The following is a 15438-nucleotide window of genomic DNA, read 5'->3' on the forward strand; positions in this document are numbered from 1 at the left end:
CGCCTCGAGCGCGCCGCCGTCAGTCCAGACGCCACGGTTCGTAGGCGCGGGGGTCGCCGATCGGCTCGAGGTGGATCGCGACGTGCAGGTGCTCGAGGGCGTCGACGAGGTCGGTCTCGACCCGTTCGACGAGGTCGTGGCCGCGTTGCACACTCCACTCGCCGGGCACGAGCATGTGCAACTGCAGGAATCGCTCGTGACCGGCCTCGCGGGTGCGGACGTCGTGGAAGTCGATCTCGTCGCTGCGGTGGCCGTCGAGGACGGCATCGAGCTTCGCGCGTTCGTCGTCGGGGAGCGCGGTGTCCATCAGCCCGGCGCCGGACTGCCAGACCAGTCGCCCTCCGACGACGAGGATGTTCACCGCGACCGCGATCGCGATGAGCGGATCGAGCGGCAGCCACCCGGTGAGCGCGACCAGCAGGACACCGATCACGACCCCCGCAGTCGTCCACACATCGGTGAGCAGGTGCTTGCCGTCGGCCTCCAGCGACAGCGAACGATGCCGGCGGCCGATGCGGATGAGGTAGAGGCCCACCACGCCGTTGATGACCGTCGCGACCACCGAGATCACCAGACCCAGTCCGACGGACTCGAGTTCGGCCGGCGACAGGAGTCGGTCGACCGCGGCGACGATGATGATCCCGGCCGCGACGACGATCATCACGCCCTCGAACACCGCGGAGAAGTACTCGGCCTTGGTGTGGCCGAAGTTGTGGTCGTCGTCGGCGGGTTTGACGGCGACCTTCAGGGCCACGAACGCCGCGATGGCCGCGACGACGTTGACCAACGACTCGGCGGCGTCGGAGAGCAGGCCCACCGAACCCGACACCTGCCAGGCGATCACCTTGAGGGTGATGACGACGAGCGACGCCGCGAGACTGAGCAGGGCGAATCGCGACAGGTCGGCGCGGGCTTCGGAGGTCACCGGACCATTCTGTGCCCGGCCCGATCCGTGAGCGTCACCGCATCGCCGATCGGTGTGTCAGACGCGCACGAGACCCTTGCGGGAGAGCAGCGGGGCGATCTCGGCCGGACGGCCCAGCAGCGCCTCGTGTGAGGCGATGGGGTCGACGCTGTCACCGCGCGAGAGCGTCGCCTCGGCGAACCGACGGCCGTTGGCGCGCGTGAGACCGCCGTGCGCGAGGAACCACTGTTCGGTCTCGGCGTCGAGCACCTCCGACCAGATGTAGGAGTAGTACCCGGCCGCGTAACCCCCGCCGAAGATGTGGTTGAAGTAGGCACTGCGGTAGCGCGGCGGTATCAGTTCGCTCGCGACACCGGCGCGGCTCAGCGCGTGGGCCTCGAACGCCTCGACGCCGACCTCCAATGCGCCCGCGGCGATCTCGTCGTGGGTGATGCGGTGCCAGGCGAGGTCGAGGGCGGCGGCCGCGAGGTACTCGATGGTGCTGTGCGCCGATTCGACCGATGTCGCGGCGCGTGCGGCCTCGGCGAGTTCGGCGGGGATCGGTTCACCGGTCTGGTGGTGCCGTGCGTAGTTGGCGAGGACATCGGGGTGCAGCGACCACATCTCGTTGACCTGTGACGGGAACTCGACGAAGTCGCGCGGCACCGAGGTACCCGACTGCGCCGGGAAACGCACCGCCGACAGCAGCCCGTGCAGGGCGTGACCGAACTCGTGGAACAGCGTGGTGAGCTGATCGAAGCTGAGCAGGCACCGTTCGTTCGCCTGCGGACGGGTGAAGTTGCAGACGTTGACCACGATCGGCTGCTCGCCGAGAAGCGTGGACTGGTCGACGATGTTGTTCATCCACGCGCCGCCACGCTTGCTGGATCGGGCGAAGTAGTCGCCGAGGTAGAGACCGATCGACACGCCCTCGGCGTCGAACACCTCCCACGTGCGCACGTCGGGGTGGTAGGTCGGCAGATCGCCACGTTCGACGAACTGCAGGCCGTAGAGCGATCGGGCGGCGAAGAAGACGCCGTCGGTGAGCACGCGGTCGAGATCGCAGTAGTCGGCGAAATTGTCGAGCGAGACCGCCGCACCGCGCCGTTGCTCGACACCGAGCCAGTAGGTGATGTCCGACGGTGCGATGTGCTCGCCGGCCAACTCGCGCAACCGCGTCAGCTCACGCCCGCCGGCGCGCATGGCCGACGAGATCAGGTCGCCCAGCATCGTCTCGACGGCCTCGGCGTCGGGCGCGGTCTGCTCGGCGATCACGAACTCGGCGTGATCGCGGTATCCGAGAAGCGCGGCGCGACGGGCCCGCAGCGTGACGATCTCGATGATGGTCGCGCGGGTGTCGTGGTCGTTGCCGCGCAGGCCACGGGAGATCGAGGCCTCGAACACCCGAGCACGCGTCGCGGGATCGGTCAGGGAGGCCACGGCGGACTGACTGCTGGGCAACTCCAGCGCCAGCAGATGACCGCTGTCGTGACCGGCGGCGCGCGCGGCGTCGGCGGCCGCGGCGATCGACGACGCCGACAGGCCGTCGAGTTCAGCGGCGGTCTCGACGAGGACCGCGGCGTCATTGCTCTCGTCGAGCACGGCCTGGGTGAACGTGGTCGTCAGCACCGACAGCCGCGAGGAGATCTCCCGCATCTGCTGCTGCTCGTCGGGGTCGAGTCCGGCACCGGCGCGGATGGCCTCGCGATATCGCTTGTCCAGCAGTCGGATCGACGGCTCGTCGAGACCGAGATCGGCGCGACGGGCGTGCAGCGATGCGATGCGGGCGAACAGCTTCGGATGCAGCGCGATGGTGTTCTGGTGATCGGTCAGCGCAGGCGCGAGTTCCTGCGCGATCGCGTTGCGCTGCGGGTTGGTGTCGGGGCCGACCAGGTTGAAGAACGTGCCGACCGCGCGCCCGAGGAGCCGACCGGACCGTTCGAGCGCCTCCACGGTGTTGGCGAACGTCGGGTCCTGGGTGTCGGTCGCGATGGCCTCGATCTCGACGAGGTGTTCGGCCATCGCGATGGTGAACGCGGGCAGGAAGTCGTCGTCGGAGATCGACCCGAAATCGGGCAGCCCGTGGACATGTCGGCTGGGCGCGAGGACCGGGTTCGTTGCCATGACCTCGAGCCTAGTGCGCGGCCCCACCGGTGTACCGGTGGCGAGTCACTTGCCCTTCGGCTTGTCCCCGCCCGCCTCCGACGACAGCGCCGCCACGAAGGCCTCCTGCGGGACCTCCACACGACCGATGGTCTTCATCCGCTTCTTGCCTTCCTTCTGCTTCTCGAGGAGTTTGCGCTTACGGCTGATGTCACCGCCGTAGCACTTGGCCAGGACGTCCTTGCGGATCGCCCGGATGTTCTCGCGCGCAATGATCTTCGACCCCACTGCGGCCTGGATCGGTACCTCGAACTGCTGGCGCGGGATGAGCTCCTTGAGTTTCAGGGTCATCTTGTTGCCGTAGGCGAAGGCGCCGTCCTTGTGCACGATCGCGCTGAACGCGTCGACGGCCTCACCCTGCAGCAGGATGTCGACCTTCACCAGCGCCGACTCCTGCTCGCCCGCCTCCTCGTAGTCGAGGCTCGCGTAGCCGCGTGTCCGTGACTTGAGGGCGTCGAAGAAGTCGAAGATGATCTCGGCCATCGGCATCGTGTACCGCAGTTCGACGCGCGTCTCCGACAGGTAGTCCATGCCGCCGAGTTCGCCGCGGCGGGACTGACAGAGCTCCATGATGGTGCCGACGAACTCGCTCGGGGCGATCACGGTCGTCTTCACGATGGGCTCGAAGATGGCCTTGGCCTTGCCATCCGGCCAGTCCGACGGGTTGGTCACCACCATCTCGGTGCCGTCCTCGCCGACGAGTCGGTAGATGACGTTGGGTGCGGTGGAGATCAGATCGAGGTTGAACTCCCGCTCGAGGCGTTCGCGGGTGATCTCCATGTGCAACAGACCCAGGAACCCACAGCGGAACCCGAAACCGAGTGCCACCGACGTCTCCGGCTCCCACGTGAGCGCGGCGTCGTTGAGCTGGAGCTTCTCCAGGGCATCGCGCAGGTCCGGGTAGTCCGACCCGTCGACCGGGTACAAGCCCGAGTACACCATCGGGCGCGGCTCGCGATAGCCCGTCAGCGCCTCGGTCGCACCGTTGCGCGCGGTGGTGACGGTGTCGCCGACCTTGGACTGCCGCACGTCCTTCACACCGGTGATGAGGTAGCCGACCTCGCCGACGCCGAGGCCCTTGGTGGGTTTCGGTTCCGGGGAGACGATGCCGACCTCGAGGCATTCGTGCACGCTGCCGGTCGACATCATCTCGATCTTCGCCTTGGGCTCGAGCCGCCCGTCGACGACGCGCACGTAGGTGACCACGCCGCGGTAGGTGTCGTAGACCGAGTCGAAGATCATCGCCCGCGCGGGGGCCGCGTCGTCGCCGACCGGCGCCGGGATCAGCCGGACGACCTCGTCGAGCAGTTCACGGACACCCACGCCGGTCTTGCCCGACACGCGCAGGATGTCGTCGGGGTCACAGCCCACGATGTGAGCGATCTCCGCGGCGTAGCGGTCGGGATCGGCGGCGGGCAGATCGATCTTGTTCAGGACCGGGATGATCGTCAGGTCCTTGTCCATGGCGAGATAGAGATTCGCCAGCGTCTGGGCCTCGATGCCCTGCGCGGCGTCGACGAGCAACACCGCTCCCTCGCACGCCTCCAGGGCGCGCGACACCTCGTAGGTGAAGTCGACGTGTCCGGGGGTGTCGATGAGGTGCATCACGTACTCGGTGGTCACACCGTTGTCGGTGACCTCCCATGGCAGCCGCACGTTCTGCGCCTTGATGGTGATGCCGCGCTCGCGCTCGATGTCCATCCGGTCGAGGTACTGCGCGCGCATGGCCCGCTCCTCCACCACACCGGTGAGCTGCAGCATCCGGTCGGCCAGGGTCGATTTGCCGTGGTCGATGTGGGCGATGATGCAGAAGTTCCGGATCCGGGCGGGATCGGTGAAGGTCGTGTCGGCGAAGCTGGGAATCGAACTCACTCCTCGTGGGGCGATGACGCGTACCTGCAAGTTTCGCACGTCCGCGCCGGCAGCCCTTCCTCGCGAGTCGTCGCACCCGCCGTGGGACTAGCGTGAGGCTCGTGGCCGACCGTGTCCCCGCAGGATCCCCGGGTGCTCTCCCCGCCCCGGAGGATCTGCGTGGCGACGGTGTCGTCGGTGTGCTGCACCGTCCGGTCGGCACGCCGATCGCGGCGGCCGTGATCACCCACGGGGCGGGCAGCGACCACGACGCGCTGGTGCTGCGACTGCTCGCGGCCGAGCTCGCCGATCGCGGACTCCTCGTCGCCCGCATCGACCTGCCCTACCGTCAGAAACGGCCCAAGGGTCCGCCGAGTCCGTCGGGAGCGGCCGCCGATCGGGCCGGGATCGCCGCGGCCGCGCAGGTGGTGCGCGGCCTGGGCGTCGACGCCGGCTGCACCGGCCCGCTCATCGTGGGCGGGCACTCCTACGGCGGACGGCAGGCGTCGACGGCCGTCGCCGAGGATCCGTCGGTGGCCGACGCGCTGCTGCTCACGTCGTACCCGCTGCACCCTCCGGGCAAACCCGAACGCGCACGGACCGAACATCTCCCAACGATCAGCTGCCCGACCGTGGTCGTGCACGGACCGTCGGACCCGTTCGCCACCACCGACGAGATCACGGCGGCGCTCGACCTGATCCCCGGCGCGACCACGCTGGTGGAGATCCCCGGCACCGGTCACGATCTGCGTCCCGACCGCAAGCCGACGGCGGCGATGACGGCCGACGCCGTGCTGGCCCACCTGCTCCACACGGTGACTGACTAGATTCGTCGTATGGCTCCCTGGACCACCACCGCCCTGCGCCTCGCCCGTCAGTACGGCCCGCGTCTGTACCGCGAACTGCAGAAGTCGGGTGCGATCGACAAGGGCCGAGAGGCGATCACGGCACGGATGAACGGTGGCGCGAACACCGGTGCCGGTCGGCCGATCACCGACACCGACCGCCCCACCGCCGACCGGGCGCGCCGGATCGAGTACTCCCCCGCGCTCGACGGCGCGGCCGACCCCGGCGAGATCGTGTGGACATGGGTGGCGTTCGAGGAGGACGCGTCACAGGGCAAGGACCGTCCGGTGCTGGTGGTCGGCCGCGACGGGGAACACCTGCTGGGGCTGATGCTGTCGAGTCAGGGGCACCGCGCCGACGACGCCAACTGGATGGAGATCGGCACCGGCGGCTGGGACGGCGGCCACAAGACCAGCTACCTGCGCCTCGACCGTGTCCTCGACGTGCCCGAGCAGGGCATCCGTCGCGAGGGTGCCGTCCTCGACCGTGACCGTTTCGACCGCGTCGCCGCCGCCCTGCGCTCCACCTACGGCTGGTCCTGACCCGACCCCTCACCGGGCAGACACCTCCGCCGTCAGCGGAGGGCGACCAACTCGTGCAGCGTGGTGCCCGTCCGGACGTCCACGCGCCCGTCGTCGCGGGTGACCGACAGTCGGAAGTCGGACTCGAACCGGAAGTACCCGGGATGCCCGACGAGGCGGCTCACCAGCGGCCGCAGCACCTTGCTGCCGACGACGGGGATGTCGCCGAGCAGGTCGTGACCGTGCAGGACCGTGCGCACGTCGAGTCGCAGTTCGAGTCGTCCCGGGATGGTCAGCGAGATCCACGACGGGTAGTCGCGGCCGGCGTCGGCGTCGGGCAGCAGGGGCCCCTCCTCGAGGACGGCCTCACCGCTGCTGAGGATCACCTCGGCGCCGTCGGCCACCATCACCGGGGCGATCTGATGGGATCCGTACCCCTCCTGGGTCAACACCACCGCGTAGAGGAGCGAGTAGTCCTCGACGTAGAGGCGGCCCCAGTGCCAGCGGTCGATGACCTTGCGCATGTCCCCGACGCCCCAGTTGTGATCGGCGTACCCGGTGCCGGTCACCTCCCACCGCTTCGCACCGATCGACAGGCGACCGGTGACCTTCGCCCGCGGTCCCCCGACACACCAGCCGAACACCTCGCCGTTGCCGAAATGCGTCTCGCCCTGCCCCGGCATCCAGGGCGCGATCTCGTTCGCGAACTCGAGATCGATCACCACGTCGTCCTCGGCGAAATGTACGGTGTAGGTGGGCAGCTCGTCGTGGAACGTCACGTAGGCGAAGTTCTCCCCAACCGCGACGTCGCACTTCTCGACCGAGAAGTGGCATGCACGCGCCGGGTAGCGCTGCGCGATCTGTCGGCGGCTGCCGTCGGGCCCGTAGAGGATGATCTCCACCCACGGGCGGCTGCGCGGCAGGTCTTCGGGGCGACGCTTGGTGAGGAAGCCGACCACGGTGTAGCCGTTGTCGAGGGCGGCGTCGAAATACCAGTGCTCGAACGCCGTCAGCTTCGTCGACGCGTGCAGCGCATTGTGTTCCGGGCGTACGTCGGTCAACGACCCGTCGGCTCGTCCGGGGCCGTTCCAGGCCTCGACCAGGTCGGTTCTGCTCACGATGGGCTCCGTTCGTGGTGGTGTACTGGTGTGGTCATACGATCCCCTCGCGGACGAGGGCGCCGAGGTCGGCGTCGGTGAGTCCGAGCAGCTCGGTGTAGATCTCACGGTTGTGCTGGCCCGGTCGCGCCGAACCCGCCGAGCGCACCGATCCCGGCGTTCCGGTCAGGCGCGGTATCACGCCGGGGCCCAGCACTTCTCGCCCCAGCCGCTCGTCATCGTGCGCGACGAGCATGTCGCGAGCCCGCAATTGCGGGTCCTCCACGAGTTCGGCGACGGTGTTGACGCGCCGTGCGGGTACGCCTGCGGCGGAGAGCATCTCGACGATGTCCTCGGCGTCGCGGGTGGCGACGCGTTCGGCGATCATCTCGTCGAGCAGATCCTGGTGACGCCCGCGCGCCAGGTGGTCGACGAACCGGGGGTCGGTCGCCCATCCCGGCACACCGAGAGCCGTGCTCAGACGGCCGAAGACCGAATCCTGATTCGCCGCGATCACCAGCCAGACACCGTTTCTCGTGCGGTAGAGGTTCGAGGGTGCGATGCCGTCGAGTCGTGTGCCCGACGGCTGCCGGATCACACCGGCGACGTCGTAGTCGGGGATCGTCGACTCGACGACGGCCAGACATGCCTCGGTCAGGGCGACGTCGACCACCTGGCCCACACCGGTCCGGGTGCGGGCGTGCAGCGCCGCGAGGACGCCGTTGGCGGCGAAGACGCCGGCGAGGGTGTCGCCGAGCGACAACGACAGCCTCGGCGGCGGACCACCCGGGAACCCGTTGAGGTGACGGAGGCCGCTGACCGCCTCGGCCACCGACGCGTACCCCGCACGCTGCGCATGCGGGCCGGTCTGTCCGTACCCCGACACCCGCGCGACGATGATGCGCGGGTTGCGTTCGGACAGGACGTCGTAACCCAGCCCCCACCGCTCGAGTGTGCCGGGGCGGAAGTTCTCCACGATCACGTCGGCGTGCTCGGCGAGGTCGAGGAACAACCGTCGCCCGGCGTCGGTCCGCAGGTCGAGGGTGGCGGCGCGCTTGTTGCGCGCGTGGACCGTCCAGAAGACGTGCTCGCCGTCGACCTCCGCCTGTCCCCAGGTACGGAGCGGATCGGGTTGGCCGGGGGCCTCGATCTTGATCACGTCTGCGCCCATGTCGCCGAGGAGGCGGGCCGCGAACGGCCCTGCGATCAGCGAACCGAGCTCGAGAACGCGGACACCGGCGAGTGCGCCGGTGTCGTCGGTGGTGGTCGTCATCAGAAGGCGAGGTGGACGGTTTTCTCCTCGGTGTGTGCCGTGACCCCCGACAGACCGAGTTCGCGACCGAAACCGCTGGCTTCCCGTCCACCCCAGGGCAGATGCGGTTCGGGGACACCCCATCCGTTGACCCACACCGTCCCCACCCGTAGCCGCGGGATGACCGAGTGCGCGGTGGAGAGATCCGAGGTGTAGATCATCGCGTTGAGTCCGAAGCGGGTGTCGTTGGCGATCCGGATCGCCTCGTCGGTGTCGCGGAAGGTGATGACGGTGGCGACGGGCCCGAAGATCTCCTCACGCGCGATGGTGAGATCGTTGGTGCCGCGGAAGACGGTGGGTTCGACGAAGAATCCCGGTCGGTCCACGCGCGCGCCGCCGGTGATGAGCTGCGCACCTTCGGATTTCCCGGTCTCGATGTAGCCGAGGATGCCGTCGAGCTGCTTGGCGTTGACGATGGTGCCCATCGTCGAGGCGGGGTCGCGCGGATCGCCGATCACCGAGCTCTCCGCGATGGCGACCAGGCGCGCCACGACGTCGTCGGCGATGGACTCGTGCACGAGGACGCGGGTGCCGGCGGCACACACCTGCCCCTGGTGATAGAAGTTGCCCATCGCGATCCAGGGCATGGCGGCGTCGAGATCGGCGTCGGGCAAGACGATCTGGGGCGATTTCCCGCCGAGCTCCAGGGTCATCTTGCGGAACTTGTCGCCCGCGAGCGGGGTGATGCCGCGCCCGACGCGCGGGCTGCCGGTGAAGGTGATCTTGTCGAGGCCCGCGTGTCCGGCGAGCGCGGCGCCGGCGACCGGCCCGAGGCCGGTGACCACGTTCACCACACCGTCGGGCAGGCCGGCCTCGGTGAGCAGCTCAGCGAGGCGGATGGTCGACAGCGCCGCGTCCTCGGCCGGTTTCACCACCACGGTGCAACCGGCGGCGAGCGCGGGGGCGAGCTTCCATCCGGCGATGACCGCCGGGTTGTTCCACGGCGTGATGGCGCCGACGACACCGACCGGTTGGCGCATCGTGAAACCGAACCGGTGCTGGCCGGCAAAGTCGGGAAGTGCGGTGGTCTGGCCGGTGATCTTGTCCGCCCACCCGGCGAAGTGTCGGAACGTCCCCGCCGTGACGGGCATGTCACCGGCGACGCTGTGCTGGTACAGCTTTCCCATCTCGACGGCCTCGAGCGCGGCCAGGTTCTCGGCGTCGGCCTCGATGAGGTCGGCGGCGCGCGCGAGGATCCGGCCGCGCTCCGATCCCGGGAGTTCCGACCAGACACCGCTGTCGAACACCGCACGCGACGCCGCGACGGCCCGGTCGACGTCGTCGGTCGTCGCCGCTGCGATCTCGACGACCAGCGACTCGTCGGCCGGGTTGATCGAGGTGTAGGTGCCTCCGTCGGAGGCCGCGACAGCGACACCGCCGATGCGCAGTGTCGGGTCCGATAGTACCGGATCGACGACGGGGGCGAGAGCGGGTGCGGTCATCGTGTCCTCGGATCTGTCTCGGTGGCGACTGTGGTGCCGGTGGCCTGGGCGTCGAAATGCGGTGTGAGGCCCGACCAGACGGCGTCGTAGTCGGGTTGGCGGTGAGCGGCCGACATGGCCGTCGGGGTGGTGACGAGCGGGAAGCGCGTCTCGAACATGATCGCCATGGTGTTGGCGAGGTACTGCGGTTCGAGGTCGGCGTCCGTACCCATCTCGAAGGTGGCGAGATCGGGGCCGTGCGCGGCGAACATGTTGTGCAGGCTGGCCCCACCGGGCAGGAAGCCCTCCGCCTTGGAGTCGTGGACGCCGTAGATCAGACCCATGAACTCGGTCATCACGTTCCGATGGAAGTGCGGCGGACGGAAGGTCCGTTCGGCCACCATCCAGCGGGGCGGGAAGGCGACGAAATCGACGTTGGCCTGCCCGGGATGCCCCGACGGTGAGGTGAGCACGGTGAACACCGAGGGATCGGGGTGGTCGACGTTGGCGTTGGTGATGGAGCTGAACGACTCGAGATCGTAGACGTGGCAACCGTGGTTGCCGTGCCAGGCCACCACGTCGAGCGGAGAGTGGTCGAGTTCGGTCGCCCACAGGTGACCGCCGAACTTCACGACGAGCTCGACCGAGCGGGTCCCCTCCTCGAATGCCGCGACCGGGTGCCGGAAGTCGCGCGCGTGCGCCAGTCCGTTGGCGCCGATGGGGCCGAGATCGGGCAGAACGAACGGAGCACCGTAGTTCTCGCACACGTACCCGCGGATCGGTCCGTCGAGGACGTCGACCGCGAACTTGATGGCGCGCGAGATCAGCACGACCTCACCGGGACGGGCCTCGATGACACCGAGTTCGGTCCGCACCCGGATGCTGCCGGTCTCGGGCACGATGAGCAGCTCGCCGTCGTCGTCGGCGAGGTAGCGGTCGGTCATGGAGCGCGCCGCGGTGTACTGGTGGACGCCGATACCGGTGCGCGCCAGCACATCACCGTTCGCGCCGATCGTGTACAGACCGTCGAGGAAGTCTCCGGTCGAGGTCTCCTGCGGCAGCGGGTTCCACCGGAGTCGGTTCGGGTCGGCGTCGCCGGCGATCGGCGCGGTGGCCAGGTGGCGGTCGTCGATCCGGTGGTACGCGCCGTGCGCGGCGGTGGGCATGATCCGGTACATCCAGGTGCGGCGGTTGATCCCGCGCGGCTCGGTGAACGCGGTACCGGAGATCTGTTCGGCGTAGAGACCCATGGGGGCTCGCTGCGGCGAGTTCTGCCCCCACACCAGCGCGCCGGGCACGGCCTCGGAGTGGTGCTCGTTGCCGAAGCCGTGGAGATAGTCGAGCGACGTGCGCATCCGCGCCGGGGCTTGGGTCGCAGGGCGGTCGGTGATCTGGGTCATCGTGTCGGTTCCTTCACGGGGTGGTGACGGGTACGGGTCGGGTGCCGTCAGCGACGGAGTGCGCCCGATGCGTCGAATTCGGCTTCACGGCCGTCCATCTGGGCTCGGTACCAGCTCTCGCGGTGCCACCGCATCCACTTCTCGTGCACGCGACCGATCGGGGGCACGCGCCGCGCGAGTTCGACACCGGCGATGAGCGGTACGCGTCCGAGGACCCACAACAGCCACGGGAAGGCCGAGGGCATCTCGTATCGGCGATAGGTCTGCGGGAACATGAACAGTCGCGCGTAGGCGGCGTAGACGCCGCCGTTGTAGACCTCCCGCAACCGCCGCACACCGGTGTGGCCGTCACGGGCCGCGAACGCCTTCGGGAACGAGGTGATCAGTTCGGCGCCGTGATCCCCGGCGTCGTGGCTGCGCGCGACCGACACCAGCGCCAGCAGTCGCAACGAGTCGGGGATGGTCTGGGGATACCAGCGGCTGCGCACGCCCACCACGTGGCCGAGGTAGCGCTGGAAGGCAATGAGGTCGTAGATCTCCGAGCGGGTCGTCTGGATACCCGTGGTCCAGAGCGCGAGCGCGGGTGCCACGCTGCCGCCGAGAAGCGTCATCATCATGTACGACTGGCTGATCGGGATACCCCACTTCGAGGTGTCCCACTCGGGGTGTTCGGCGACGCGACGCCGGACCGAGACGTGCATGACGCGCACCATCATGGCGGTCGCCCGTCCGGTCGATCCCGGTGTGAACAGTGCACCCGGCTCGGACACGTCGATCCAGAACCGAGCGGTCTCGAGGAATCGGCGCAACGCGTTGTCGCCCGCGTACCCACCCGCCAGCGACAGCGGTGTCGCGACAGCTGCCTCGGTGTACATCTCGAGGGTGATGCCGCCCGCGACGCTGAACAGCATCGTCCCCCACCGCCGCCAGATGCGGGCACCGGCCTCGACCACCTCGGGGTCCACCCAGTCGGGTACCGACTCGAACTCCTCGAACAACGCGACCATCGACGGCGGGGGGTTGTCGATCGACGACAATCCCTCGGCGAGTGCCTTCTTCAACATCGCGCGACCCTCGACTGGGCCGATGTCGCCGTAGAAGACCTCGTCGACGAACCGCTCGGCGACCGGGTCGGCGGTGAACATGTCCGCACAGAACGCGTCGATCTGGTCCTGGGTCGGGAAGATGTCCTTGCCGGTGAGCCGACGCGCGAGCGTGCGTGCGCGACGCATCCCGGGGGTGTTCATGCCCTCGCGATACGGGAATGCCGTTGCGACGTCGGGGTGTACGAGGTCGTCGAAACCCGAACGTTCGGCCGGGGCCCCCGTCGGGGCAACAGCCGGGGCAACGGTCGGGTCGTCTGCGTGGGTGGTCATGCGATCTCCGCTGCGTGGTGGTCTGGGCGGTGGTTGACGTACTCGCCGACGCCGAATCCCCGCGTGGGGAGCCAGTCACCGATGGTCTCGGCGATACGGGTCACGCCGTCGGGCTGGTCGACGAGGTAGTGGTTGAGGTCGTCGAGTTCGACATGTGACACGTCCGGGTCGCCCGATGCCCGGGCCATGTCGTCGGAGTCGCTGACGAAGGCCGCCTGATCGGCGCGCAGGCACACGATCTGGGTCGGGGTGGTGACCGTGGTGAGGTTGCGCAGGGCATCGGCGTGGGTGTGGTCGAAACTCCAGGTGCTCAACCAACTCCGCGCCGTCGCGAAGCGGGCGAGCCCACCGGCGGCGGAGTTGGCGGCCTGCGGGTCGCCGTACATGCTGCCGACCAGGCGGTCGCTCGGATCGAGGGTCACGTCGACGAAGCGGGGATCGCCCACGGTGTAGTGGACCACGAACGCTCGATCGGACGCTCCCGTCTTCTCGAGACGTTCGATCTGTTCGAGCGCCCACGCGTCGATTCGACGGACACGGGCGAGCTGCGCGTCGCGGTAGGCCGACACCCACTCACGGTCGAGCGGGACCGTGCGATCCGGCGCGTACAGGTCGAGGTCGGGGTCGGTCGCGTACGGATCGGCCTCGTCGGTCACCGCGGCGTCGATCCAGTGCCGGAGTACGCGCGCACGACCGGGGTGCGCACCGACCAGGACCAGTCCGTCGGCCGGTTCGCACTCACCGAGGTCCAACGGATCGCCTGCCGGCGTCCGGGCGACCGTCGGCGAGAGTGCCTGCGACTGATAGAACGACGCGAGCGATCCGCCCCCGGAGAACCCGAGCAGGATCACCTTCTCGAATCCCAGCTCCTCGCGCATCCACCGCACGCCCTGACCGAGGTCGTCGGCGGCGCGTTCCATGATCAACGCCGGCTCGTTAGTGGTGTAGCGGGTGTTCACCGCCATCATCGGCAGACCGCGCTCGGCGAGCCCGCGGAGCAGGAAGTGGGTGATGAAACTCGATGCCGGATGCGCCATGAGGATGCCGACCTCGCGCGAATATGTCTCGCCGGCAACGAAGTTCGCCGCCAGGGTCGGATAGTGGCGGGTGAGGCCCGAATGACTCTCCACGCGACCGTCGTTCGCCGGACGAAACGGTATGCGCTGGAACCGATCGACGAGAACTGCGATCACCGGCGACGTACCTCCCTCTCGATGGGGGTCGCGTTCTGCGACCTGAATCACAGGCATACTGTACCATACCGGATGGTATGTGATTCGACTTCGAGGAGACAGCCATGACCAGAACAGGCGCCGCCGAGGCACCCGGCGACGAGACCACCGACGACGAGGCGACCGCCACTGTCGACGGCAGCGCCGACACACTCGACGAGCCCACGCCCGAGCGGGGTTCCGCTCACCGACTCCGTCGTGCGGTGGTGCCGCTGGCGGCCGCGCTGCTCGTCGCCGGCGCCGGTGCGACGACGTGGTGGACGCACGCCGAGACCGTGGCCGACACCGAGCGGGTGGCACTCGACGGGCGCTATCTCTCGGCGGCACGTCAGATGGTGCTGAACCTGATCACGGTCGACCCCGCGGACGCCTCGGCGGTCACCGACCGCATCCTCGACGGCGGGACGGGTGAGTTCCGGTCGGAGTTCGCCTCCCGCGCGGACAGTTTCGTGTCCGTGGTGCGTCAGGCCGCGGTGAGCACCAAGGGCTCGGTCACCGAGGCGGGGATCGAGCGTTCCGACTCCCGCACGGCGAGCGTATTGGTCGCGGCGACGTCCACCGTCACCAACGGCGCCGGCGCCGACAACGAACCCCGCGTATGGCGTCTGCGACTCACGCTCGCCCACGACGGCGACCGCATCCTCACATCGAAGGTGGATTTCGCGGTATGACCACACACGACGATCTCGACGCGCCGACCATCGACACGACCGACGAGCCCGACACCGACATGACCATCGACACCGACAGCGCTCCGGACGGAGCAGAGGAAGCGGTGGCCATCGAACGCCCCGAGGCAACCGAGAGAACTCCGCGGCGCACACGACGGCGTACGGTCGTCCTCACCGGTGGGGCCGGCGCGGTGGTGGTCGCACTGGGCGCCACCTCGCTGTACTTCCATCTCGAACACCGTGACTCGGCCGCGGTCGCCGCCTCCCGCGCCGACGTGATGACCGCGGCGACCGACGGCACCCGCGCAGTCCTGACCTACCGCGCGGGCAGCGTGGATGCCGATCTCGCGCGCGCGGCAACGTTTCTCACCGGTGATTTCCGCGACTACTACACCAAGCTGGGGACCGATGCCATTGCCCCGAACGCACGCTCACGCGGGTTGTCGTCGGAGGCCGCGGTCGCGGGTACCTCGACCATCCGCGTCGACCAGGGCTCGGCCGGGGCCCTCGTGTTCGTCAACCAGTCGGTGACCCCGGCATCGGGCGCGGCGTCGGTGACGTCGACCGCGATCCGGGTGCATCTCACCGAGGTCGACGGGCGGTGGCTGATCGATCGCTTCGAACCGATCTGACGCGGCCGCCAC

General features: G+C 68.8%; 13 protein-coding genes. 4 read left to right on the forward strand and 9 right to left on the reverse strand.

Annotated elements, in window-relative coordinates; genetic code table 11:
* Positions 1–19 precede the first annotated feature (19 nt).
* The 3 genes from TU34_RS12775 to lepA are packed head-to-tail and all read right to left on the reverse strand — an operon-like array spanning position 20 to position 4939.
* Positions 20–925: a cation diffusion facilitator family transporter gene (locus tag TU34_RS12775; RefSeq protein ID WP_045823186.1), complete on the reverse strand. Its 906-nt coding sequence runs from the start codon at positions 923–925 to the stop codon at positions 20–22.
* A 57-nt stretch (positions 926–982) separates the two neighbouring features.
* Positions 983–3028: a M3 family metallopeptidase gene (locus tag TU34_RS12780; RefSeq protein ID WP_045823187.1), complete on the reverse strand. Its 2046-nt coding sequence runs from the start codon at positions 3026–3028 to the stop codon at positions 983–985.
* A 45-nt stretch (positions 3029–3073) separates the two neighbouring features.
* The gene (gene lepA / locus TU34_RS12785; RefSeq protein WP_235456763.1) at positions 3074–4939 is read right to left on the reverse strand and encodes a translation elongation factor 4; all 1866 of its coding nucleotides are present in this window, start codon (positions 4937–4939) and stop codon (positions 3074–3076) included.
* 155 nt (positions 4940–5094) lie between these two features.
* On the opposite strand from lepA, the gene TU34_RS12790 reads away from it, so the two are divergent.
* Together TU34_RS12790 and TU34_RS12795 are read left to right on the forward strand one after the other, a co-directional pair.
* Positions 5095–5745: an alpha/beta hydrolase family protein gene (locus TU34_RS12790; RefSeq protein ID WP_045823347.1), complete on the forward strand. Its 651-nt coding sequence runs from the start codon at positions 5095–5097 to the stop codon at positions 5743–5745.
* Between the two features lie 9 nt (positions 5746–5754).
* Positions 5755–6306 (forward strand): type II toxin-antitoxin system PemK/MazF family toxin, encoded by a 552-nt coding sequence (locus tag TU34_RS12795; RefSeq protein WP_045823189.1) that lies wholly within the window; start codon positions 5755–5757, stop codon positions 6304–6306.
* A 32-nt stretch (positions 6307–6338) separates the two neighbouring features.
* On the opposite strand, the gene TU34_RS12800 is transcribed toward TU34_RS12795, so the two are convergent.
* The 6 genes from TU34_RS12800 to TU34_RS12825 all read right to left on the reverse strand — a co-directional run bounded on the left by TU34_RS12800 (position 6339) and on the right by TU34_RS12825 (position 14021).
* Complete coding sequence (locus TU34_RS12800; protein WP_045823190.1) at positions 6339–7403, reverse strand: lipocalin-like domain-containing protein; 1065 nt, start codon at positions 7401–7403, stop codon at positions 6339–6341.
* A gap of 34 nt (positions 7404–7437) precedes the next feature.
* The gene (locus TU34_RS12805) at positions 7438–8655 is read right to left on the reverse strand and encodes a CaiB/BaiF CoA transferase family protein (protein WP_045823191.1); all 1218 of its coding nucleotides are present in this window, start codon (positions 8653–8655) and stop codon (positions 7438–7440) included.
* Entirely contained in the window at positions 8655–10136 is a 1482-nt protein-coding gene (locus tag TU34_RS12810; protein ID WP_045823192.1) for an aldehyde dehydrogenase family protein, read from the reverse strand. The genes TU34_RS12805 and TU34_RS12810 overlap by 1 nt, the downstream gene beginning before the upstream one ends.
* Positions 10133–11515: a homogentisate 1,2-dioxygenase gene (hmgA, locus tag TU34_RS12815; RefSeq protein ID WP_238981276.1), complete on the reverse strand. Its 1383-nt coding sequence runs from the start codon at positions 11513–11515 to the stop codon at positions 10133–10135. The genes TU34_RS12810 and hmgA overlap by 4 nt, the downstream gene beginning before the upstream one ends.
* A 47-nt stretch (positions 11516–11562) precedes the next feature.
* Complete coding sequence (locus TU34_RS12820; protein ID WP_045823349.1) at positions 11563–12762, reverse strand: oxygenase MpaB family protein; 1200 nt, start codon at positions 12760–12762, stop codon at positions 11563–11565.
* Between the two features lie 125 nt (positions 12763–12887).
* Positions 12888–14021 (reverse strand): alpha/beta hydrolase, encoded by a 1134-nt coding sequence (locus tag TU34_RS12825; RefSeq protein WP_238981277.1) that lies wholly within the window; start codon positions 14019–14021, stop codon positions 12888–12890.
* Between the two features lie 167 nt (positions 14022–14188).
* On the opposite strand from TU34_RS12825, the gene TU34_RS12830 reads away from it, so the two are divergent.
* Together TU34_RS12830 and TU34_RS12835 are read left to right on the forward strand one after the other, a co-directional pair.
* Complete coding sequence (locus TU34_RS12830) at positions 14189–14794, forward strand: hypothetical protein (RefSeq protein WP_052688900.1); 606 nt, start codon at positions 14189–14191, stop codon at positions 14792–14794.
* Positions 14791–15426 (forward strand): hypothetical protein, encoded by a 636-nt coding sequence (locus TU34_RS12835; protein ID WP_052688901.1) that lies wholly within the window; start codon positions 14791–14793, stop codon positions 15424–15426. Before TU34_RS12830 ends, TU34_RS12835 begins: the two co-directional genes overlap by 4 nt.
* The last annotated feature ends 12 nt before the right edge of the window (positions 15427–15438 follow it).

It is taken from the genome of Williamsia herbipolensis, assembly GCF_000964005.1.
GTDB lineage: Bacteria > Actinomycetota > Actinomycetes > Mycobacteriales > Mycobacteriaceae > Williamsia_A > Williamsia_A herbipolensis.